The sequence below is a fragment of the Corallococcus exiguus genome, from assembly GCF_009909105.1.
Lineage (GTDB): Bacteria > Myxococcota > Myxococcia > Myxococcales > Myxococcaceae > Corallococcus > Corallococcus exiguus.
This window is the reverse complement of record NZ_JAAAPK010000003.1, coordinates 955,568-977,554: the sequence shown is the minus strand read 5'-3', so window position 1 is coordinate 977,554 and position 21,987 is coordinate 955,568. Positions and strand designations below refer to the sequence as shown.

Genomic DNA, 21,987 nt, shown 5'->3' with positions numbered 1-21,987 from the left:
CCAGCGCATGGCCAATCCCATGGGAGGCACCGGTCAGGATGAGGTCTGTCATGGCCCCCAGCCTGCCAGGGTGGGTTCAGGGATTGAAGGCCAGCGTGTCATTGGACGCACTGTCGGCATTTCGCCAGGACTGGATGTTTGCGATTGTCGTGTGGATTTGATTTCCCGAAGGCAGCCGGGAGATCCTCCATCGCTCGGATGCGCCTGCGCGCGTCCGCTGAGGGAGGGAAACCCATGTCAATGAAGCGCGTGGTGTTCGCGGGTGCCGCGGCTCTGTTCGTCTCCGCCTGTGGTGGTGCTCCCGCCGACGAGGCCTCCGTCGGCGGTGAGCTGGAAAGCCAGGAGCAGGGCATCATCTACGCCTGCGACGGCGCGCGGTCCTGGACCCGCTTTTGGTACACCGACTACACGAAGACCGTGGAGGTGGGCCGCGACACCTGCGAATGCGACGGCTCCTGGACGGCGTCCGGCGTCCACGGCCGCTACTACGACTACAACGACACCGTGGAGGCCTGCTTCTGATCAGCGGGCGGGTGTCCCGGGCGGCGGTTCGACGCGCTGGCAGGAGCTGAGCACCGGCTCCGAAGGAGCCTCTCCGGTGAGCCGCTGCTTCAGCCAGGCCAGGGTGCCAGGGATGTCATCCCCCAGCACGCCGAAGTGATCCGCCACCGGGCACCCGAAGTACTCCACCTGGGCCCCATTGCCGATGAGGCCCGTGCTCACGCGCGCGGTCTGAAGGGGGTCGACGCGCTCGTCCTGTCGACCCTGGACGAGCCGCACGGGCGTGGTGATGGTCAGCGCGCCGGGCTCCATCGCGCGGAGCTGGGCGCTCAGCTTCAGCACGGGCGCGGTCGGCTTGAGCACGTTCCCCTTCGGAATGAAGCCTCCCCAGGAGCCTGTCTCGCTCAGCTCCGTACGGCACTGCGTGTCGACGTTCGCGTACAACCGCTGGGCTTCGGTCTGGAGGATGTTCTCCGGCGTCAGCTCGGAGGGGTTGCCCGCCATGGCGCCCGTCAGGAACAGGGGCATGAACGCGGCGTTGGGGCTCGGGTTCTCCTGTCCCGTGCCCGCGTAGAACAGCAACTCCATGGCGGAAGCCGGCGCATAGGCCAGCACCCCCACCAGCTCCAGGCCGTCATCCTTCATCCGCTCGGGCGCCCTCGCCGCGGCGAACAGCGCGGCCTGTCCGCCCTGCGAGTGCCCCACGATGGCGAACTTCTTCGACAGCTTCTTTCCATGCAGCGCATGCGCGGCGCGCACGATGTCCAGCACGCCGTAGGCCTGGGAATTGCCCAGCAGGTATGGGTGCCGTCCCGGTGTCCCCAGCCCCTCGTAGTCCGACATGACGACGGCCCAGCCCTGCTTCAGGAACTGGTTGAGCAGCCGGTGCGGGGCCTGGTTGTACCAATGCGCGGACGCGCCCAGCTCGTCCCGCGACGGCGCGCACTTGTCCGCGATGCCCAGGGTCCCGTGCGCCCACGTCACGACGGGCCAGCCCTCCGTGGGGGCGTCTCCCTCCGGCACCGCGATGATGCCCGACACGGCGATGGGGGCCTCGCCCGGTCCCCCGCTGTTCGACAGGTAGAGCACGCGCTCGTTCAGCTTCGTACCCTCCAGCGCGGCCAGCCCCGTGAGCGGTTCGTGGCCGAGCACGAACCCAGGCGCCTCATTCGGAAGCGGAGAGGGGGGCCGGTAGAACTCGCGCACGTCCCAGTCGACGTCCTTCACCTGGGACGACGTCGAAGGCGCCCGGTGGGCACAAGCAGAGGGAAGAACGGCGAGTGCGGTCAGCGCCCACAGCGACCGGTGCAAGGCGGACATCAGGACTCCTGGTAAATGCGGAATCCAAAGATTCAATGAAATTCCACCTGTGCGCCAGGACACCTCCAGGTGCGACTTCCGCCTGCCTCCAGCGAGGCAATCTCCCTTTGAAATTCAGGGCGCCTTCCCGTAGTTTCCCCCGCGACTTCGAGGAGCGTTGCGAGGCCTTTCCGGCCCCAGGCTCGAAGCCGACTGACCCAACGGCGCTCACCTGAACGCGTTTCTTGCGAGGGTGAGGCGGCCTTTCTTTCCAGGGCCCAAGCCTCTCCCTTGCCGGCAGGCGCGCCACCTGGATCCGGAGCCACACATGACCGCGGTTACCCAGAAGCAGAATCAGGACTACGCCATCGCCGACCTCAAGCTCGCCAGCTGGGGCCGCAAGGAGATCCGCATCGCCGAGAGCGAGATGCCCGCGCTCATGGCGATCCGCGAGGAGTACGCGAAGCAGCAGCCGCTCAAGGGCGCTCGCGTCACGGGCTCGCTGCACATGACCATCCAGACGGCCGTGCTGGTGGAGACGCTCCAGGCGCTGGGCGCGCAGGTGCGCTGGGCCTCGTGCAACATCTTCTCCACGCAGGACCACGCCGCCGCCGCGCTGGTGGAGGCCGGCACCCCGGTGTTCGCCCACAAGGGCGAGTCCCTGAAGGAGTACTGGGACTTCACCCACCGCATCTTCGAGTTTGGCCCCTCCGGCAGCGACCACGAGGGTCCGAACATGATCCTCGACGACGGCGGTGACGCCACGCTGCTCATGCACCTGGGCAAGCGCGCGGAGAAGGACCTGTCCGTCATCGCGAACCCCGAGAGCGAGGAGGAGCGCGAGCTGTACGCCTCCATCAAGGCCAAGCTCGCCGAGGACTCGACCTGGTACTCGCGCAAGAGCGCCAAGATCATGGGCGTCACGGAAGAGACGACCACGGGCGTGCACCGCCTCCAGGAGATGTCCGCCAAGGGCACGCTCCTGTTCCGCGCCATCAACGTCAACGACAGCGTGACGAAGAGCAAGTTCGACAACCTCTACGGCTGCCGTGAGTCCCTGGTGGACGGCATCAAGCGCGCCACGGACGTGATGGTGGCCGGGAAGATCGCCGTCGTCGCGGGCTACGGCGACGTGGGCAAGGGCTCCGCGCAGGCCCTGCGCGCGCTGTCCGCCCAGGTGTGGGTGACGGAAATCGACCCCATCTGCGCGCTCCAGGCCGCGATGGAGGGCTACCGCGTCGTGACCATGGATTACGCCGCGGACAAGGCGGACATCTTCGTCACCGCCACGGGCAACAAGTCCGTCATCACCCATGCGCACATGGCCAAGATGAAGGACCAGGCCATCGTCTGCAACATCGGCCACTTCGACAATGAAATCGAGGTCGCCTCCCTGGAGCAGTACAAGTGGGAGGAGATCAAGCCCCAGGTCGACCACGTCATCTTCCCGGACAACAAGCGCATCATCCTGCTGGCCAAGGGCCGTCTGGTGAACCTGGGCTGCGGCACCGGTCACCCCAGCTACGTGATGTCCAGCTCCTTCGCGAACCAGACCATCGCGCAGATTGAGCTGTACTCGCACAGCGACAAGTACCAGGTGGGCAAGGTGTACGTGCTGCCCAAGCACCTGGACGAGAAGGTCGCCCGGCTCCAGCTCAAGAAGCTCAACGCCCAGCTCACCGAGCTCACCCCCGAGCAGGCGAACTACATCGGCGTGCAGAAGAGCGGTCCGTACAAGCAGGACACCTACCGCTACTAAGCGCGTCCTGACGTGACACACCCGGGGCACCGTGGGCTTTCAATCGCCCGCGGTGCCCTTCGTGTTTCAGAACAGCCGGTTGAGGCCGTTGAGCGCCGCCACGCGGTACGCCTCCGCCATGGTGGGGTAGTTGAAGGTGGTGTTGATGAAGTAGTCGATGCCATTGCCCGGCCAGTCCTGCGCCATGATGGCCTGGCCGATGTGGATGATTTCGGAGGCGTTGTCCCCGAAGCAGTGGATGCCGAGAATCTCTCGCGTCTCCCGGTGGAACAGCAGCTTCAGCATGCCCACGGTGCGGCCGGTAATCTGCGCGCGCGCCAGGCTCTTGAAGAAGGCGTGGCCGACTTCATAGGGGACGCCCGCCTGGGTGAGCTCGCGCTCCGTGCGGCCCAGGCTGCTGATTTCGGGGCTGGTGTAGATGCCGGTGGGGATGTCCTTCACCAGCTTGTGCTCCGCCCGCCCCTCCACGATGTGCGTGGCGGCGAAGCGGCCCTGGTCATAGGACGCGCTCGCCAGCGACGGGGCGCCCACCACGTCACCCACCGCGTAGATGTGGGGCACGGACGTCTGGTAGCCGTCGTTGACCTGGATGCACCCGCGCGCGTCCACCGCGATGCCCAGCGCCTCCAGCCCCAGGTCCTGGCTGTTGCCGGAGCGGCCGTTGGCCCAGAGGAAGACGTCCGCCTTCAGCCGCTTGCCGCTCTTCAGCTGGAGCACCACGCTGTCGTCGTGCGGCTCCACGGAGACCATCTCCTCCTGGTGGCGGATGAGCACGCCCTGTTCGCGCAGGTGGTAGGAGAGGGCGTCCGAGATTTCGTCGTCCAGGAAGGACAGCAGCCGGTCGCGCGTGTTCACCAGGTCCACCTTCACGCCGAGCATCCGGAACATGGAGGCGTACTCGCAGCCGATGACGCCCGCGCCGTAGATGATCATCGACAGCGGGGACTCACGCAGCTTGAGGATGGTGTCCGAGTCGAAGATGCGCGGGTGGCGGAAGTCCACGCCCTTGGGCCGGTAGGGCCTGGAGCCCGTGGCGATGACGAAGGCGTCCGCGGTGAGCAGCTCCACGGAGCCGCGCGGCTCCGTCACCTCCACCGTGTGCGCGTCCCGGAACTTCGCGCGGCCCACCACCAGCTCCACGCGGTTGCGCTCGTAGAAGGTGGTGCGCAGCTGCACCTGCTTGGACACGACGGTGGTCGCCACGCGCATCATGTCCTTGAGCGTGGTGTGCCGGGCCAGCTCCGCCCGCATCTCCGGGTGGTCCTGCTGCACGTCCATCAGCCGCTGGATGGCGTGGCGCAGGGCCTTGGAGGGGATGGTGGCGGTGTGGGTGCAGGCGCCGCCTACGAGGGCTCCCTGCTCCACGGTGCACACCTTGCGGCCGGACTTCACCGCCTTCATCGAAGCCCCTTCACCGCCGGGACCGGAGCCGAGGACTACCACGTCGAACCGCCGAGCGCTCATGGGTCCGGAGTGTTCCCCCAACCCCGGCCCCGAGGGAAGAAATCACCTCGGGGCCGGGCACTGCTTCACACATCAGTGCCTGCGGGGCGTCGTCAGTAGGACGCCTGCAGCGTCAGCCCGGCGTAGTCCGTGTAGCCCTTGATCATCACGTGGTAGACGCCCGCGACGGGGTTGCTGATGAGGCACGACTCCGTGTTGCCTCCCGTCAGGGGACGGCAGTCGTAGACGTAGTCCTCGGGCTTCGAGCCCTGACGCACGTACAGGTCCGCGTCGCCCGTGCCGAACATCGTCTGCACGAGCAGCGAGCTCTTCCCGGCCGGCACGGTGAGGGTCCAGTAGCGGTACGAGTCCTTCGCGCCCGACAGGCCCGTCACCGGGACGTTGTTGCTCAGCGTGCCCGTGCCCGGGTTCCCCGTGCCGCCGGTGACGTAGGCGCCGCGCAGGGAGGCGTTGGTGAGCGTTCCGGACGAGGACGCGTTGTACACACGCACGTGCCAGATGCCCGCCGCGGGATTGGAGACAGTGCACGTCTGGTTGTTGCTGCTGCTCGTGTTGGCCACGCAGTCATAGGAAGACAGCGTGGGCGCGCTGCCAAGCTTCGCGTAGAGGAACGCGGTGCCGCCCGAGCCACTGGTGGTGCTGAAGGTAACGCTCGAAGCCCCCGACGGGATGGTGAGCGTGTAGTCGCAGGAGAAGCCTCCGGGAGGCGCGCTCAGGCCGTACGTGGTGGTGTTGTTGTTGAGCGGGCTGGTGGACGTGCACCCCGGCTGGCCCTCAGACAGGGTGTAGGTTCCCGTGATGCTCACATTGGAGAACGACCCGGTGCCGTACAGGCGCGCCCAGTAGGTCCCGGGAGACGTCACGTTGACGGAGCAGGTCTCGGAGTTGCTGTAGAGGCTGCCCGACTTGCAGTCGTAGACCGACTCGGTGGGGGAGGCATCCCGGCGCACGAACAGGTCTGCGTTGCCGCTGCCGCCGCTGGTGTTGAACGTCACCTTGGTGGCACCGGTGGGGACATACAGCTTGTAGATGCAGGACCAGTCGCCCGTGTTCGCGCCGATGCCGGTCAGGGTCACGTCCTTGGTCAGCGTGGTACTGCTGGTGCAGCCCGTCTGTCCGGAAGGCGTGGACGTCGCCTTCAGGGTCGCGCCGCTGAACGCCGAGTAGCCGTACAACTTCACGTAGTACGTGCCCACCTGCGCGCCGGTGATGGAGCAGGACTCCGTGCTGCTGGAGCCAGCGGAGCTACAGGTACTGCTCCCCGTGGTCGGCTCCGAGCCGTACTTCACATACAGGTCCACGTCGCCCGAACCGCCGGAGGTGCTGAAGGTGAGGTTGCTGTTCGCGGACGCGACGTACAGCGTGTACGTGCAGGAGTACTCCCCCGCGTTCGCGCTGATGCCGGTGACAGTCACGTTGGGGGTGAGGGCAATGCTGCTGGTGCATCCGGCCAGGGCCTGCACCCGTTCTTCCGGCGGGGGCCCCTTCTCCAGCACCGGGGCCTGTTCAGCGGCCTCGGTGGGGTTCTCCAGCTCCGTCTCAGCGCCCTGCTCCATCTCCGCGCCACAGCCCGTCAGGGCACACGTCAGCCACACGGCGGCCAGGGACTTCAATCCAATATGTTTCAAGATGTTCCTCGGTTTGTGAGAACGCTTGTCGCCAGGGGGGAGCGAAAGCTTGTCGTCCGTCCGGCCTCGGACAGTACGCAAGCTATCAAGCGTGTCTGACATTCCGCGTGAGGACGGCCCGCACGGAGCGCACGGGCCGAATGCGGCCTTCTCAGGGCGAGAGGAAGAGGCTCTCGCCCTGGGCCAGGCGCTTGTGGGCGGCTCGCGTGTCCAGCTTGATGAGGACCTTCGGGTCCTCGTCCGCCTGCTCCTCCGCGGAGAGGGAATCCCATTCCTCCAGGTCGAGGACCTCCGGAACGACAAGCGTGCGCAGGTCGGGAGGGTTCTGCGACTTGATGACCTTGCGGCCGTTCATCACGTAGTGCGTGAGATGCTTCGCGTGCAGCTGGGACGCGTCTCCAAAGAGGGTGAGCCACGCGCCAGAGCCGGAGTCGACGAGCTCCGCCTCCACCACTCCCGCCGCGTACGTCACGCTGTCCATTGAGGTCGCGACGACCGTCTCCTTCACGCGCAGCGTGCCGGTGCAGACGAAGGTGAAGCCCACGCCGACGAAGAGGTTGCGGCACGTGACGTCGCCGAACACGACGAGGACGCCCTCGTCCCGCCTGGCGGCTTCCACCAGCACGTTGCCTTCGACGTCCAGGTTCCCCATCACCAGCGTGTAGGCGTTGGGCGGCCGCCAGGGAGCGGCGCCCGTCTCCTTCACCTCCGCGGGCTGGGCCCAGGGCTCCTCCACATCCAGGGTGAACAGGCCCTCGACGAACTTGCGCAGCGCTTCGGGCGCGGACTGGAGCTGGGGCGGGGCGGTGGGCCTGGGCGGCATGGGCGGGCTTCCTTCCGGTGAGGGGTCCAGGCCTCCTCCTGCCCGGGGGCGGAAGCCGGGGCAACCGCATTCGTCACTCGATCGTGGCGAGGGCCTCCACGCCGTTCTCCTGGCACCAGCGGCGGTACGTCTCCAGCCGCTCCGCGGGGCTCACGCTCTTGAGGACCTGACCGTCGTCGCCCAGGTATTCGATGCCGCCCTTCACGGTGATGTGCAGGACGAGGGGCTCATCGCCCACGACCTTCCAGCTGTCGACGTTGCCGGACGGCTCATAGACATACGTGCCCGGGCCAATCACCTCGCCGGTGTCGAGCAACTGGCGGCGGCCGGAGATGTTGAAGGCGTGCGACTCGCCGACGTGGCGGTGGCGGGGGATGAGGGTGCCGGGCTCCAGGCGGAAGAGGTACATCCAGCCGCTGCCATCGCGGAAGAAGCGCAGCGGCTTGAACGCGAGCCCGGGCCGGCCCATGGGGATCCACGGCATGCGTTCGGAGTCGACGGGGTGGGAGGCGTAGGTGGAATCGGTCATGCCGGAAGGATGGTCCTCCGCTGGCCCGGTGACAGGGCCAGGATTGACGAAATCCATTGGGCCAATCCGTGGGAGGATGCGGCATGGACTTCCATGTGGAGCTCCGGGGACGCCGGGACCTGGCCGGGCAGATCTACCGGGGGCTGCGCGCGGCCATCCTCGACGGGCGCCTGCGCCGTGGGGAGCGGTTGCCGCCCACCCGCGAGCTGGCGCTGCGCCTGGACGTGGCCCGGAACACCGTGGGCGTGGCGTATGAATGGCTCACCGCCGAGGGCCTCATCGCGGGGCGCACGCGGGCGGGGAGCTTCGTCCAGGGAGAGGCGCCCCGGCCGCGTGGCAGGGCAGGGCGGGAGGCACTGGTGCCGCTGCGCGCCCGGGCCTTCTGGCGCTCACTGCCGGACCTGCCAGCACCGCTGGCTCCCGCCGCGTATGACTTTGGCGTGGGCAGCCCGGACGTCTCGGGCTTCCCATTCGAGTCCTGGCGCCGGCTGGTGGCGCGCCAGCTGCGGGCCGCCACGATGTCCGGGGGCTACGTGGACGCTGCCGGGCACCGGGGGCTGCGGGAGGCGGTGGCGCGGCACGTGGGCGTCTCGCGGGGCGTGCGCGCGGAGGTGGACGACGTGTTCATCACCAATGGCGCGCAGCAGGCGCTGGACCTCGTGGGCCGGGTGCTCATCGAGCCGGGGGACTGCGTCGCCATGGAGGAGCCGGGCTATCCGCCCGCGCGGCAGGTGTTCCAGTCGCTGGGCGCTCGTGTCGTGCCCGTGCCGGTGGACGCGGAGGGGCTGGACGTGGCGGCGCTGCCGGACGCCGCGCGGCTCGTCTACGTCACGCCGTCGCACCAGTTCCCGCTGGGCATGCCCATGTCGCCCGCGCGCAGGGTGGCGCTGCTGGAGTGGGCGAAGCGGCGGGACGCGGTGGTGATTGAAGACGACTACGACAGCGAGTTCCGCTTTGGCGGCCGGCCCCTGGAGACGTTGCATGGGATGGACCGCTCCGGGCGGGTGCTCTACGTGGGCTCGTTCTCGAAGGTGATGGTCCCCATGCTGCGGATGGGGTTCCTCGTCGCGCCGCCGTCGCTCCAGCGGGAGCTGCGGTGGGCACGGCGCGTGATGGATTGGCACAGTCCGGTGCCGGAGCAGGCCGCGCTCGCGCGGTTCATCGACAGTGGGCTCTTGGCGCGGCACATCCGCAAGATGCGGCGGGATTACGAGGCGAGGCACGCGCGCGTGGCGGAGGGGCTTTCGCGCCACTGCGGAGACTGGCTCCAGGTGGTGCCCTCCGTGGCGGGCCTTCATCTGTGCGCGACGTTCCGGCGAGGGGGCGTGGCGTTGGAGCGGGACACGGTGGCTCGGGCCCGGGCCGCGGGCGTCGGGCTTATCAGCTTATCGCGTTACTTCGCGGGGGCGCGCGCCCGGCCGGGACTGGTGTTGGGGTATGGCGGCATTCCCGCGACACGCATTCCAGAAGGCTTGAAGCGGCTGGGAGCCAGCCTTTCCCATGTGGGATTGACGAAGGGTTGAAGGCAGGCCCTAATTCCTCTCTTCATGCTCAGTGCCGTTGAGGGGGAAGTTGAGTCGCAGGCCGTGTGTCCGCAGCATCCCGAAAGGGCAGCGGTGCGCACCTGCGCGCGGTGTGGAAGATATGTGTGCTCGGGGTGCGAACAGGAGAACGGCCAGTGCCGCGAGTGCATGCGGCTCTCCGCCCTGGAGGTGCCCGACTCCCGTGGCCGAGCTCGGCGAGCGGTGACCGCGCTCCAGTTCTCCGCGGCGACGGACCTCTTGAGCCTGGGCCTCCACGTCATCCTGTCCCTGGGGGTGTTCACCGAAGAGGTGCAGGGCGTGCCCGCCGCGGGCGTGGTCTTCCTGAACGTGGGGGGAGGCCTCCTGGCCCAGGTCTTCCTCCTGATGTGGTTCCACCGGGTCGTCCGTCAGCTCAAGGCCCTGGGGCGTGACATCGGGGATTCCCCTGCGATGGCGGTCTGGTGGTGGCTGATTCCCCTGGCCAACTGGGTGAAGCCCTACCACCTCATGAAGGAGGTCGCGACGCGGCTGGGTGGGGCGCACTTCGCCTCGGTGCTTCCCCTCTCCGTGTGGTGGGGGGCCAACGTCCTGTCGCGGATCATGAATCAGGTGGACCAGCGGATCATCGGGAAGCTGGAGACGGCGGATGGGGGCATGTCGACCGCCGGCGCCATGGTGGGCCTGATCGCCGCTGGCTCCGCCCTGGTCATGGCCCTCTTCAGCATCCAGATCATCCGGGCGCTCCAGGAGAAGCTCGACCAGCGGCGCGACGGGCTGGAGTTCGGGGACGGCCCTGTGCCGGAGGCCGGGGCCGAAGCGGCGTGAGGCGGGTTACTTCACCAGCCGGGTCGCGTGGCTCGCGGCGAGCTTCCACTGGCCCTCGCGATAGACCCAGGTGTCGGTGAACTGGAAGTCGCCTTCGAACTGCGTCTTGCCGGAGTGGCCCTTGAGGGTGGTGATGCCGGTGACGACGGCGGCGTCGCCATACAGGCGGATCTTCTGGTGGTGGTTGCGGAAGACCTCATAGACGGGGTCCTTCTTCGCCACCTCCGCCAGGTTCTGCTCCAGGTCGGTCACCGTGCCCTTGGAGTCGGTGAGCGTGAAGCGCGCGTCCAGGCTCTTTCGCAGCGTGGCGACGTCGGCGGTCTCGAAGGCGCGGCAGAGCGCGGCCTCGACCTTGAGCAGCTCGCGCTCGTCCTGCGCGGGGTCCCGGGCTTCCGCGGCGCCCGTGGCGAGGGCGAGTACGGTGGTCAGCGTGGTCTGGAGTTTCATCCGGGGCTCCGTGCGTGAGGTTGGAGGCCGCAGGCTACCGCGCTCAGACAGGGGCCGCGACGCGGACCAGCTGCTTGCCCAGGTTCCGACCCTCGAACAAGCCACGCAGGGCGGACGGCGCCTGCTCCAGCCCTTCGGCGACGGTCTCCGTCAGGGCGAGCTCCCCCCGGGCCGCCCAGGTGGACAGCTCGCGGAAGGCCTCGGGGAAGCGCGGGACGTGGTCCAGGAAGATGAAGCCCTCCATGCGTGCCCGCTGGAAGGCCAGCTGCATGTAGTTGCGCGGCGTGGTGCCGTAGTCACGGTCCTTGTAGCCGGAGGAGACCGCGCCGCAGAGCACCACGCGGGCGCGAAGTGCCAGGTGGTCCAGAGCCGCCTCCAGCACGGGCCCTCCCACGTTGTCGAAGAAGACGTCGATGCCCTTGGGCGCCAGTGCCTGGAGGCGCGTCCGGACGTCCTCGGACTTGTAGTCGATGCAGGCGTCGAACCGGGCAACGCGGGTGACCCAATCGACCTTGTGCTGGCCGCCCGCGATGCCGATGACGCGGCAGCCTCGGAGCCTTGCGACCTGTCCGGCGATGGCGCCCACGCTTCCCGCGGCACCGGAGACCAGGACGGTCTCACCTGGAGCCGCGCGGGCCACGTCCGTCATGCCAATCCACGCGGTCAGCCCGCTGGCGCCGTAGAGGTTCAGCATGGCCTTGGGGTCGATGCCGTCCGGCACCTTGTTGAAACCGAAGAGGCCCGCGTCACCGGCCAGCGCGTACTCCTGCCAGCCCGTCATGCCCGTCACCCAGTCGCCCACGGCCAGCCGTTCAGAGCGGGACGCGATGACCTGTCCGACACCTGCCCCGCGCATGACCTCGCCGAGCTCGACGGGCCGGATGTAGGTCGCGTGGGGATTGAGCCACGTGCGTTGGGTGGGGTCGATGGCGAGCCAGATGACGCGCACCAGTGCTTCGCCGGGACCCGGGGACGGCACCGGCGTCTGACGCCATTCGAAGCAGGAATCGGAGACTTCATCGTGGGGACGCGACTTCAGCACCCACTGGTGGTTCATGGTGTCTCCTTGGAGAACGCGGGGGCCGCGAGCTTTCGGGCGCAGTCGCGGATGTCGTCCGGCCAGCTCCGGGTCCACTTGTTGAAGCGGGTGCGGTCGCCCGCGTAGAGCGCGCGGGCGGCCTCCTCGTAGCCCGGCGCGTTGCCGGCCATCGTGGTCATGAAGCGGTCCGCGGCGGCCTGGGCGCGGCGGACACGGTCGGCGTCGCCGCTGTTCGCGCGAGCGGCCTCCACCAACTTGCGCAGGGCCACGGACGCGCCGCCGGGTTGCTCGGACAGCCATTCCCAGTGACGGGGGAGCAGCGTCACCTCGCGGGCCACCACGCCCAGCTTCGGGCGGCCGGGGCCTCGGGGTTCCGAAGACTCGGCGGCCGGGTCGGGTGCCGGCTGGAGGCGGGCGAGCACCTCTTCCAGCGTGCCGCGCAGGTGGAAGTCCACGGTCCGGCCCGTGGCGTCATCGAACAGGAGCAGGGCTTCATGCTCGCCCGCATCGAGCGCGGCCTTGGCGGCGGTGACGACCTCGGCCGGTGAGCCGGAGGCAAGCAGGCGTTGGCCGGTGAAGGCGGTCCAGGTGGCGGAAGGAGGAATCATGTTGGGAGTATTACCCGGGTATAAACAGGCGTCAATTCTGTCCGGGTAATATGGTCGCATTGACCGGGATGGCTGGCCGTGGGAGCAGGTCGGTCAGGAGGCGAGGCATGAAGGACGCGAACCGGATTCCCGTCATCGTGGGCGTGGGGCAGATCAACGACCGGCCGGAGGATCCGCTGCGGGGCCTGGATTCGCTGGGCTTGATGGAGGCCGCGCTGCGAGCGGCGGACGCGGATGCGGGCGGTGGGTGGCTCTCCCGGCTGGATTCGCTGGCGGTGGTGGATCAGCTCTCGTTCCGGCAGATGGGGCCGTTGCCGCTCGCGTTGGCGGAGCGCCTGGGTGCACGGCCGCGCATTCATGAACAGACGGCGGAGGCCAACGGGGACAGCCCGGTGCGGCTGCTCCACGAGGCCGCCAACCGCGTTGCCTCCGGTGCCGTGGAGGTCGCGGCGGTCGTGGGCGGCGAGGCCCTGCGCACGGCTGCCCGGCGAGCGGCACTGGCTGCGGGGGATGCACCCTCCGCGCACAACGCCGCGACGAGCATCGGTGTCCAGGCTCACGCGGCCTACCGGAAGCGCTACGGCCTCAACTCGCCGGTGGACGTCTATCCCCTGTATGAGAACGCCGGCCGCGCCGCGTATGGCCAGACGCTGGCGGAGGCGCAGCGGGAGAGTGGCGAAATCTGGTCGCGGTTCTCGCAGGTCGCGGCGGGCAATCCGGGGGCGTGGATCCGCGAGCCTTTGTCCGTGGAAGAGATTGTCACGCCCTCGCCGTCCAACCGGCCCATCGCGTTTCCATATTGGAAGCGAATGGTGGCGAACAGCGCCGTCAATCAGGGCGCGGGGTTCCTTGTCACCAGCCTGGCGAATGCGCTCGCGCGCGGTGTGCCGGAGGACCGCCTCGTGTACGTGGGACGGGGCGCGGCGGCGCACGAGCCGGAGGACTTCCTCGCGCGCGATGGCTATGCAAGCTCACCGAGCATGGCCGTGTCGCTGCGCCGCACGCTGGAGTTGAATGGGTTGACTGTCGACATGCTCGACTTCGTGGAGTTCTACAGTTGCTTCCCGTGCGTGCCGAAGATGGCGCGCCGGGTGCTGGGCTGGCCGCTGGAGAAGCCCGCCACCGTGTTCGGGGGGCTCACGTTCGGTGGTGGGCCCATCGCCAACTACATGAGCCACGCGGTGGTCAGCATGGTGCAGCGGCTGCGAGAGCAGGGCCGTCATGGCCTGCTCTTTGGCAACGGCGGCTTCGCTACGCACAATCACAGCCTCGTGCTCACGCGCGAACCGCGGCCTGCTGGAACACTGCCCCAGCCCTTCGAGCATCAGGCGGAAGCGGACGCCGCGCGCGGCCCGGTCCCTCCGTTCGTGGAGGACGCCACGGGCCCCGGCCGCATCGAGACGTACACCGTGCTGTACGAACGCGACGGCAGCCCGAGGTTCGGCGTCATCGTCGGGCGCGGCGCGTCCGGTGAGCGTTTCCTCGCGAAGATCCCGGCCCACGACACCGCGGGCATCGACTTCCTGTGCGACGGGAAGGAGGAGCCTATCGGCAGTGAAGGTCACGCCGTCGCCGGACCCGGCGGGGACATCCTCTGGCACCGGGCTTCCTCCTACGGCGTATAGGCGGGATGGGAGACCTCCGGAAACGTGCGCCTCTTCTGGAAGGACGTCCCCACCCAGCTCAGCACGGGCGAATGGTCGCTGACGCTCGAGGTTGGCGCCGCGATGGACGCTGTCACCCACGCGACCCACTTCGTGCACCGGGCGTCATCCATGCCCACCTACGCTGTGTGGATCCATCCATCCATGACAGAGTGGGAGCCATCCGAATCCTCCTCTCGATCGCGTTCTGGACCTTCCTCGCGCTGTCCAGCGCGGTGTTGTTCCTTGGAGCGCTCCTGCTGTGGGCGCTCACCCGCCCGTTTGACGCGAATGGACGCGTGCTTCACCTGTACTCGTGCTTCTGGGCACAGCTGTATTTCTACGTGAACCCGATGTGGCACCTGCGGGTGGAGGGCCGCGAACGCCTGCCCTGGAAGGGCGCGGCGGTGCTGGTGGCCAACCACGAGTCGCTGGGGGACATCCTGGTCCTCTTCGGCCTCTACCGGCCTTTCAAGTGGGTCTCCAAGGCGGAGAACTTCAAGCTGCCGCTCATCGGCTGGAACATGCATCTCAACCGGTATGTGCCGCTCATCCGCGGAGACCGGGCGAGCATCATCCAGATGATGGCCGGGTGTGAGCGTTGGCTGTCGCGTGGCGTCCCCATCCTGATGTTTCCCGAAGGCACCCGCTCCAAGGATGGGGAGGTGAAGGCCTTCAAGGACGGCGCCTTCACGCTGGCCATCCAGCAGCGCTGCCCCATCATCCCCGTGGTCCTCACTGGCACCGCGCGGACCATGCCCAAGCACGGGCTGGTCATCCAGCAGGCGGTCCACGCCCGGGTGCGCGTGCTGGAGCCCATCGACCCGGAGGGCTTCGCCGGGGACGTGCACGCCCTGCGCGACCACGTGCGCGATGTCATTGTCCGTGAGAAGGCGCGCATGGAAGCCGAGCGCTGAACGTCACGCAACCGGCCCGGGGACACCGAGCCGTAGCCCCCACGTCCTTGAGCAGCACCCACCGCACCCGATGCGGAAAGGACGGCGTCCACTGCCGGTAGGGCACATGCGGCAGCACCCGCTCCACCAAAGGAAGGGGGAGGGGGCGAGCGATTCTGGCGCACCTGAGACTGCTCACGGCGAGTGCAAGGCTGGCCCCGGCGCGTGGGCCACCCCAGGCCGCGGGGGGCTTCGACAGGCGGACGAGGAGGTGCTCGGACGAGCCTGCGCCGAATTCCGTGAAAAGTGTGCCGGGCGGGTGACAGTTCCGGGGGACAGCGGTATTTCGTCCTCCCGATACGGCCTCGCGAGCGACCGCCGTCATGCCGCTATCAAAGGGGGACCCCCATGCTTCCTGGATCCGGGTTCAACAACCTCACTGCCGTTGCGCTGACGACCGTCGCGACCCTGGCCTCCGCGGCCGGGGCGCCCCTCCCAGCGCAGTCCGCCTTCTTCCTGTCCCGTAGCGAGAACCGGAACCAGGTCCACTACGCCCTGAGCCTGGACGAGGCTTGCCGCCCCGTGGGGACGCGTCCCGTGCAGGTGTACTGGCGGATGTTGGAGCGCGGGCCCTCGGAGGTGGAGGAACTGCTGGGGGTCGAGCAGCCCGTGTATGGGCTGGAGGACTCGCAGTGGGTCGAAGCCACCGCGGATGGCTGGCGGGTCCGGGTGAGCCTGAAGGCCTTTCCCTCGCGCCCCATCGACATCACCACCGCGCGGGTCGACGGCAAATGCCAGGTCCAGGCGTGGACGAAGCTGGGCAACAGCGTCTCCCAGCTGGAGCACGTCTTCGTGAAGACGTCCTGGCCCTTCTCGGTCGACTTCGTGCGGCTGGATGGCGTGGGCCCGGATGGGCAGCCCGTCCATGAATTGATTCGCAAGTAATGAGTGCATCGGGTCCCGCGGACCCGCCGCCTCTTCGGGTTCGGGGTCTTTCGCATGTAGCGGGATGCGCTACGAATCCGGCTTTGTGTGTGGCGATTCCTGTCACGGCCTGCCGTCCAACCGGCCCATCGCGTTTCCGTACTGCAAGCGGATGGTGGCGAACAGCGCCGTCAATCAGGGCGCGGGGTTCCTGGTCACCAGCCTGGCGAATGCCCTCGCGCATGGCGTGCCAGAGGACCGCCTCGTGTACGTGGGGCGGGGCGCGGCGGCGCACGAGCCGGAGGACTTCCTCGCGCGCGATGGCTATGCAAGCTCACCGAGCATGGCCGTGTCGCTGCGCCGCACACTGGAGTTGAATGGGTTGACCGTCGACATGCTCGACGTCGTGGAGCTCACAGCTGCTTCCCGTGGGTGCCGAAGATGGCGCGCCGGGTGCTGGGCTGGCCGCTGGAGAAGCCCGCCACCGTGTTCGGGGGGCTCACGTTCGGCGGTGGGCCCATCGCCAACTACATGAGCCACGCGGTGGTCAGCATGGTGCAGCGGCTGCGCGAGCAGGGACGCCATGGCCTGCTCTTCGGCAACGGCGGCTTCGCGACGTACAACCACAGCCTCGTGCTCACGCGCGAACCGCCGCCCGCTGGAACGCTGCCCGAGTTCTTCGAGCACCAGGCGGAAGCGGACGCCGCGCGCGGCCCCATCCCTCCGTTCGTGGAGGACGCCACGGGCCCCGGCCGCATCGAGACGTACACGGTGCTGTACGAACGCGACGGCAGCCCGAGGTTCGGCGTCATCGTCGGGCGCGGCGCGTCCGGTGAGCGTTTCCTCGCGAAGGTCCCGGCCCACGACACCGCGGGCATCGACTTCCTGTGCGACGGGAAGGAGGAGCCCGTAGGCAGTGAGGGGCACGCCGTCGCCGGGCCCGGCGGGGACATCCTCTGGCACCGGGCTTGGTCATCATTGCTCGTATTGCAGTTAATCCAGAAGCAACCCGTTCAGCTCCCCCGCGACAATGGAGCCTGCCCGCCCGTGGAGCGCCATCCATCTCGTGATGGCGCGACAGGAAAATGCGAGCTGGAACGGAGCCTGTGGATGCACCCCGCGAATCACGATTTGAAGAGCACCTGGAAGGTCCTGTCCCTGGGGCTGCTGGCCGCGTGGATGGGCTGTGGCGGGGATCCGCTCCATGAGCCCCTGGCCTCGCAGCAGGATGCGCTCGTGGACGGCTACAACCTCGTCGTCACGGGCGTGAGCCCGACCACAGTGGTTCCGAGCAGTGCCGTCACCTTCAGCGCAACCATCCGGAACACGGGGAACGTCGCGACGCCCGCGGGCATCGTCCACGGCCTCTCCTTCTGGGTGAACGGTACACAGGTGTCGTGGTCGGACACGTACACGAGCTCCATCGCGCCGGGGGGCGGCGTCACGCTCACCGCCAACTCCGGCCCCGCGGGGACGAAGGTGTGGACCGCGCCGGCCACGGCGGGGGCCCACACGCTCCTCGCGCATGTGGATGACATCAACCGCCTGCCGGCGGAGACGAACGAGAGCGATAACCAGTCCAACTTCCCGCTGAGCGTGACGCCCGCCGCGACCTGCTCGGACCGGGTGCGCAACGGCACCGAGACGGGCGTCGACTGCGGGCCGGACTGTGGCCCCTGTGAGTGGCCGTTTACCGCGGTGCCGCGCACCACGCTCCGGGCGTCGGCGAAGCGGGTGTATGCGCACTGGCACTACTACCCGGTGTCGTTCGACAACGCCAACCCGACGTCCAATGACTACTACGAGCGCGCCTACATCGCGGTGAATGGCGAGAGCGGAAGCCACGCGGCCTACGGCGGCATGATGCGAGAGCGGCCGCTCCCGAGACTTCCCCGCGCGGAGACTGACTGGCGGCTTCGCGACGCGAAGGACGAAATCGAGCTCGCGGCGAGGATTGGCATTGATGGCTTCTATCTGAACCTGTGGACCGACAGCGACGTGAACAACGGCGCGGTGTGGACGCGGGCGAAGACGATTGCCGACGCGGCCTCGCAGGCCGGCGGCTTCGACATCATCCCCAACTTCGACATGACCATCCTGGGGACGGGGAGCCAGGCGGGGGACCAGGACCTGATGATTCGCATCCTGGGTCAGCTGAAGGGCTCCGCGGCGCTCCTGCGGCGGCCGGATGGGAAGTATGTCGTTGGCCTGTTCAATCCCGCCGCGCAGGGCCGGACAGCGGCGTTCTACGCCACCGTGAAGCAGCGCGCGTCAACGGAGCTGGGCATGAGCCTGTACCTGGTGCCGGTCTTCCTTGGCACTGGGAGCACGGCGCTCTTCGAGGAGTACAAGAGTGTGGGGGATGCCTACGCGGGGTGGGGGACGGCCGTCCCGGTGACGACGGCGGGGTACTCCGGGAGCCTGAAGACGAAGGCGGCCGGGTACGGGAAACAGTGGATCCATCCGATGAGCAGTCAGGACTACCGGCCCAAGGACAAGGCCTTCTGGGAGGCGCGCAACTCCCTGACGCTCCGCTCCATCTGGGAGAATGTGATTGCCGACGGCCTGGACGAGGTCCAGATCGTCACCTGGAACGACCAGCACGAGCACCACAACATCCGGCCGTCGACGGGGAAGCAGTGGCCCGCGTACGACATGACCGCGTACTACATCCAGTGGTTCAAGACGGGCACACGGCCGACCATCGAGCGCGACGTGCTGTATTACAACCACCGCATCCACAATTCGTCTCTCGTGCCCACGACCCAGACGTCCGCGAACCTCGCGGTGTGCAAGGCAGGGTGCCCGGCGACGAATGAAGTGGAGTTGGTGGGCTTCCTCACGTCCGCGGGCCGGCTTGAAATCATGCAGGGCACGACGACCTACGGCGAGGACAAGACAGCGGGCGGGGTGCAGGCCATCCGGACGGCGTTGACGGTGGGGACGCCGACCTTCCGGCTGAAGCGCTCGGGGGGCACCGTGGTGCAGCTCCAGAGCATGCACCCCATCGTGGGCTCCATCGCGTACCAGGACCTGCTGTACCGCGCCGGAAGCTCGGCCCGCGCGGCGCTCCCGTCCTGCGCGACCTCCTGTGCCAACGGAGAGGCCCGCTGCCGGCTGTGCCCCGGCGAGCCGATGTGGCTGAAGCGCTGAAGACGCTCAAGGGGCGACGGGCCTGGGCTTCGGCGGCAGTACCCTGGCCGGGTACTTGCTGAAGGAGGCGACGGCTCCTGCGCTGGTGCAGGGCCTGGCCCCTCGAATCGAGCTACCAGCCCGTCAGGTTGTCATCCTGGCGGGCCTGGGGGTGTGCCATTCCGGCACGGGCTTTCGAGGCAAGGAGACAGCGGGTGTTCACCGTCTTCGATTTGTTTCGGTTGCTGTCGGTCCTGGCGGGCGCGGGTGTGGGCGCATTCGTGGGGCACGGCCTCCTGGGATGGATGGGGGCAGCTGGGGGCGTGCTGGTGGGATGGGTGGTGGGCTACGGGGTCGGAGGACTTCCGTTCTTCTTCGTCGCGAGGTTCCTGAACAACGACCTGCGTCGAGCGGACCCTGCGTCACTGAGCCAGCGCCTGGAGGCGGAGTACTTCATCTCCCATCTGATTCTGGCGGAGCTGGCACAGCGCGGCGAGGACCTGGCGAAGTACGAGGAGCCCATCCTCCAACTGCTGCGGTCCGAGTCAGGGGACCGGCGGAGGCATGGGTGGGCGAGCCTCCGGTTCTTCTACCCCGCCCGGGCGGAAGCGCTGGCGGACTACAAATACGAGGCTCCGGCCGAGGAGTGTCGAAAACAGGTGGAGGAGGCCCTCGCAAAAGGTCGGCCGGTTGAGCAGGCCTAGGGGCCACAGTCCAGCCACTCGAAGAACGCGGCATGGGCGGTGACTGCTTCCGGGGGGATGTTTCCGACGGCGCGCTGGAGGCAGTAATAGGACTTGAGCTGCTGATCCGCGGCCTTCGTCCGCGGGCCCAGGAGCACGTCGAGCGGCTTCACCTTCAGCGTGATTCTGGCCCAGGTGTGGCCGACGAACTCCCCGTCCCGCAGGCGCATGGGGTTCATGCCTCTCGCGTACGTGCAGAAGGCAAACCTCGGCTCCACGAGGGCTCATGCGCTCTCCGTGGGAGGATGAGGGCACCGGGGCGCCCTCGTGCGTTGCCAGCGTACCTCGGGACGCCGGCCGGGCACGGGGTGCGGGGGACCCCGTTTGGGGACCCGTGGCTGACTGGCTATTGTCCGCAGCCCTTCAACCCCAACACCGGAGCCTCCCATGCAGACGTCTTCCGCCCAGCGCCGTTCCTCGAAGGTCGTCACCTACCTGCGACTCCCCGTCCTCCTGGCCACGGCGATGATGACGATGGGGAGCGGCATGGGCGCCGGCGGCTGTGGTAGCAGCGGGCCATCAAAGCCGGACTGTACGAGCGGCTGTGAGATCTCCGGCACGTACACCCTGACCTTCGAGGACACTTCGGAGTTGCCGGAAGGCTGCCGGCGCCTGGAAGCCACCCTGCCCACGGAACCCATGGTCATCAGGCACCAGTACGATTCCTCCAACGACTGGTTCAACATCGACATTGGCCAGCGGTGGCTGACGGGCTTCTTCAAAGGCAATGGTGGCCGGAAGGTGGAGGCCAGTGGCAATCACCACACGAACACGTTCGGCGTCATCCACGAGTTCGAGCTGGAGGGCACCCTCGACGCCGTTCCGGAGACCACCACCATGCCCCTGACCCTGACGGGTACGTACAGGGTGAAGGACAGCGGGAACTCGTTTTCGGAGTACGAGGACTACGACTGCGATGTCCGCCGCGCGTTCACCGCCGTCCGCGTCGTCAAGGAGTAGGGGGACCCCCGTGTTTCCTGAATCCAGGCTCGGCACCTCTCACTGCCGTTGTGCTGGCGACCGTCGCGACCCTGGCCTCCGCGGCCGGGGCGCCCCTCCCATCGCAGTCCGCCTTCTTCCTGTCCCGTAGCGAGAACCGGAACCAGGTCCACTACGCCCTGAGCCTGGACGATGCTTGCCGCCCCGTGGGGACGCGCCCCGTGCAGGTGTACTGGCGGATGCTGGAGCGCGGGCCCTCGGAGGTGGAGGAGCTGCTGGGGGTCGAGCAACCCGTGTATGGGCTGGAGGACTCGCAGCCGGTCGAAGCCACCGCGGAGGGCTGGCGGGTCCGGGTGAGCCTGAAGGCCTTTCCCTCGCGCCCCATCGACATCACCACCGCGCGGGTCGACGGCAAATGCTAGGTCCAGGCCTGGACGAAGCTGGGCAACAGCGTCTCCCAGCTGGAGCACATCTTCGTGAAGACGTCCTGGCCCTTCAGGGTCGACTTCGTGCGGCCGGTGAGCGGTTGGCGGCGTACATGCCGCGCCTCGACGCCCCGAAGGCTCCCACGCTGGAGTGCACGGACCCCCGGGCGCAGTTGCATGAAGCGGCCAAGAAGGCCGGCGTGAACGTCAACCCGGAAGAGACCGTCACCGTGTCGAAGGACGGCATGACGTTCACCGGCAGCAGCATCGCCGGCTTCGAGCAGGTCCCCGCCACCGCGCTGCCCGGAGGCGTGGACTTCGGCTTCACCTACCTGGACGCGCCGCAGGCGGGCATCCCCGCCGGCTACTACAAGCTGCGCGCACGTGCGGCCGCCGAGGACATCCAGGTGGGCGAGTACCGCGGAGAGGTGGACGTCATCGACGCGTCCGGCAAGGCCGTGGCCCGCCTGCCCGCCACCATGCAGACCGTCTCCACGGAGGTTCCGAATCCGCTGCCCTTCGCGCGCACCACGGTGGACGCGCAGTTCCGGCAGACGAACTTCATGGGTGGGCGGCCTGACCAGCTCACCCGCTATCACCACTCGCTGATCATCATCTACCACTGCCCCAACGGCACCACGATCATCATCTTCATCGACTACTGGGATTGGTACTGAGCCGCCCTTCGCGGCCCGTCTGAATGAGTGAGCCCCGGCCCCGGAAGCGCGAATCCCACGCGCCTTCGGGGCCGACTCATGCGCTCATGGGGACACCGCGATGCATTTTCGCGTGCTAGAGGTCCGGGGCACCGGGCTGCCGGGCGGTGAGCCTCCGCGCGGA

General features: G+C 68.1%; 21 protein-coding genes and 1 riboswitch. Of the genes, 12 read left to right on the top strand and 9 right to left on the bottom strand.

Annotated elements, in window-relative coordinates; all coding sequences use genetic code 11:
• The first annotated feature begins 234 nt into the window (after window positions 1-234).
• Window positions 235-522: a hypothetical protein gene (locus GTZ93_RS15455; protein WP_139920984.1), complete on the top strand. Its 288-nt coding sequence runs from the start codon at window positions 235-237 to the stop codon at window positions 520-522.
• On the opposite strand, the gene GTZ93_RS15450 is transcribed toward GTZ93_RS15455, so the two are convergent.
• Entirely contained in the window at window positions 523-1,821 is a 1,299-nt protein-coding gene (locus GTZ93_RS15450) for an alpha/beta fold hydrolase (RefSeq protein ID WP_139920983.1), read from the bottom strand.
• 143 nt (window positions 1,822-1,964) lie between these two features.
• Window positions 1,965-2,037, top strand: a riboswitch (S-adenosyl-L-homocysteine riboswitch).
• Between the two features lie 91 nt (window positions 2,038-2,128).
• Here GTZ93_RS15450 and ahcY point away from each other — a divergent pair.
• Complete coding sequence (gene ahcY, locus GTZ93_RS15445; RefSeq protein ID WP_139920981.1) at window positions 2,129-3,559, top strand: adenosylhomocysteinase; 1,431 nt, start codon at window positions 2,129-2,131, stop codon at window positions 3,557-3,559.
• Between the two features lie 66 nt (window positions 3,560-3,625).
• Here the strand turns inward: ahcY and sthA are convergent, their stop codons facing one another.
• From sthA to GTZ93_RS15425, 4 genes are all read right to left on the bottom strand, one after another.
• Window positions 3,626-5,023: a Si-specific NAD(P)(+) transhydrogenase gene (gene sthA / locus GTZ93_RS15440; RefSeq protein WP_139920979.1), complete on the bottom strand. Its 1,398-nt coding sequence runs from the start codon at window positions 5,021-5,023 to the stop codon at window positions 3,626-3,628.
• A gap of 92 nt (window positions 5,024-5,115) precedes the next feature.
• Window positions 5,116-6,651: a PPC domain-containing protein gene (locus GTZ93_RS15435; RefSeq protein ID WP_161662837.1), complete on the bottom strand. Its 1,536-nt coding sequence runs from the start codon at window positions 6,649-6,651 to the stop codon at window positions 5,116-5,118.
• Window positions 6,652-6,802: 151 nt separating this feature from the next.
• Entirely contained in the window at window positions 6,803-7,474 is a 672-nt protein-coding gene (locus GTZ93_RS15430; RefSeq protein ID WP_161662836.1) for a hypothetical protein, read from the bottom strand.
• A gap of 73 nt (window positions 7,475-7,547) precedes the next feature.
• Complete coding sequence (locus GTZ93_RS15425) at window positions 7,548-8,003, bottom strand: cupin domain-containing protein (protein ID WP_139921849.1); 456 nt, start codon at window positions 8,001-8,003, stop codon at window positions 7,548-7,550.
• Window positions 8,004-8,086: 83 nt separating this feature from the next.
• Between GTZ93_RS15425 and pdxR the strand changes: the two genes are divergently transcribed.
• Window positions 8,087-9,526 carry a MocR-like pyridoxine biosynthesis transcription factor PdxR gene (gene pdxR, locus GTZ93_RS15420; protein WP_139921851.1) on the top strand — a complete coding sequence of 480 codons (1,440 nt, stop codon included), beginning with the start codon at window positions 8,087-8,089 and terminating at the stop codon, window positions 9,524-9,526.
• A 168-nt stretch (window positions 9,527-9,694) separates the two neighbouring features.
• Window positions 9,695-10,351: a DUF4328 domain-containing protein gene (locus tag GTZ93_RS15415; RefSeq protein WP_161662835.1), complete on the top strand. Its 657-nt coding sequence runs from the start codon at window positions 9,695-9,697 to the stop codon at window positions 10,349-10,351.
• A gap of 6 nt (window positions 10,352-10,357) precedes the next feature.
• Here the strand turns inward: GTZ93_RS15415 and GTZ93_RS15410 are convergent, their stop codons facing one another.
• Genes GTZ93_RS15410 through GTZ93_RS15400 form a run of 3 tightly spaced genes read right to left on the bottom strand, consistent with a single transcriptional unit; the run spans window position 10,358 to window position 12,445 of the window.
• Window positions 10,358-10,798 carry a nuclear transport factor 2 family protein gene (locus tag GTZ93_RS15410; RefSeq protein WP_139921855.1) on the bottom strand — a complete coding sequence of 147 codons (441 nt, stop codon included), beginning with the start codon at window positions 10,796-10,798 and terminating at the stop codon, window positions 10,358-10,360.
• 43 nt (window positions 10,799-10,841) lie between these two features.
• On the bottom strand, window positions 10,842-11,855 hold the full coding sequence (locus GTZ93_RS15405; protein WP_139921856.1) for an NADP-dependent oxidoreductase: 1,014 nt from the start codon (window positions 11,853-11,855) through the stop codon (window positions 10,842-10,844).
• On the bottom strand, window positions 11,852-12,445 hold the full coding sequence (locus GTZ93_RS15400) for a DUF2239 family protein (RefSeq protein WP_139921858.1): 594 nt from the start codon (window positions 12,443-12,445) through the stop codon (window positions 11,852-11,854). The genes GTZ93_RS15405 and GTZ93_RS15400 overlap by 4 nt, the downstream gene beginning before the upstream one ends.
• 107 nt (window positions 12,446-12,552) lie before the next feature.
• On the opposite strand from GTZ93_RS15400, the gene GTZ93_RS15395 reads away from it, so the two are divergent.
• The 5 genes from GTZ93_RS15395 to GTZ93_RS15360 all read left to right on the top strand — a co-directional run bounded on the left by GTZ93_RS15395 (window position 12,553) and on the right by GTZ93_RS15360 (window position 19,744).
• Entirely contained in the window at window positions 12,553-14,070 is a 1,518-nt protein-coding gene (locus GTZ93_RS15395; RefSeq protein WP_139921860.1) for an acetyl-CoA acetyltransferase, read from the top strand.
• Between the two features lie 200 nt (window positions 14,071-14,270).
• Window positions 14,271-15,005 (top strand): lysophospholipid acyltransferase family protein, encoded by a 735-nt coding sequence (locus tag GTZ93_RS15390; RefSeq protein ID WP_233597464.1) that lies wholly within the window; start codon window positions 14,271-14,273, stop codon window positions 15,003-15,005.
• A 387-nt stretch (window positions 15,006-15,392) separates the two neighbouring features.
• The gene (locus GTZ93_RS15380) at window positions 15,393-15,929 is read left to right on the top strand and encodes a DUF4833 domain-containing protein (protein WP_139921866.1); all 537 of its coding nucleotides are present in this window, start codon (window positions 15,393-15,395) and stop codon (window positions 15,927-15,929) included.
• Between the two features lie 420 nt (window positions 15,930-16,349).
• Entirely contained in the window at window positions 16,350-19,061 is a 2,712-nt protein-coding gene (locus tag GTZ93_RS42445; RefSeq protein WP_219629104.1) for an endo-1,3-alpha-glucanase family glycosylhydrolase, read from the top strand.
• A gap of 194 nt (window positions 19,062-19,255) precedes the next feature.
• Entirely contained in the window at window positions 19,256-19,744 is a 489-nt protein-coding gene (locus GTZ93_RS15360; protein WP_161662834.1) for a hypothetical protein, read from the top strand.
• Here GTZ93_RS15360 and GTZ93_RS15355 read toward each other — a convergent pair.
• Entirely contained in the window at window positions 19,741-19,962 is a 222-nt protein-coding gene (locus tag GTZ93_RS15355; RefSeq protein ID WP_139923708.1) for a hypothetical protein, read from the bottom strand. The genes GTZ93_RS15360 and GTZ93_RS15355 overlap by 4 nt on opposite strands.
• A gap of 208 nt (window positions 19,963-20,170) precedes the next feature.
• Between GTZ93_RS15355 and GTZ93_RS15350 the strand changes: the two genes are divergently transcribed.
• From GTZ93_RS15350 to GTZ93_RS15340, 3 genes are all read left to right on the top strand, one after another.
• A complete protein-coding gene (locus GTZ93_RS15350) occupies window positions 20,171-20,743 on the top strand; it encodes a hypothetical protein (RefSeq protein WP_139923707.1) in 573 nt (190 codons plus the stop codon).
• Between the two features lie 50 nt (window positions 20,744-20,793).
• The gene (locus GTZ93_RS42755) at window positions 20,794-21,144 is read left to right on the top strand and encodes a DUF4833 domain-containing protein (RefSeq protein WP_257979547.1); all 351 of its coding nucleotides are present in this window, start codon (window positions 20,794-20,796) and stop codon (window positions 21,142-21,144) included.
• 116 nt (window positions 21,145-21,260) lie between these two features.
• Complete coding sequence (locus GTZ93_RS15340; RefSeq protein WP_139923705.1) at window positions 21,261-21,824, top strand: hypothetical protein; 564 nt, start codon at window positions 21,261-21,263, stop codon at window positions 21,822-21,824.
• Window positions 21,825-21,987: the final 163 nt, after the last annotated feature.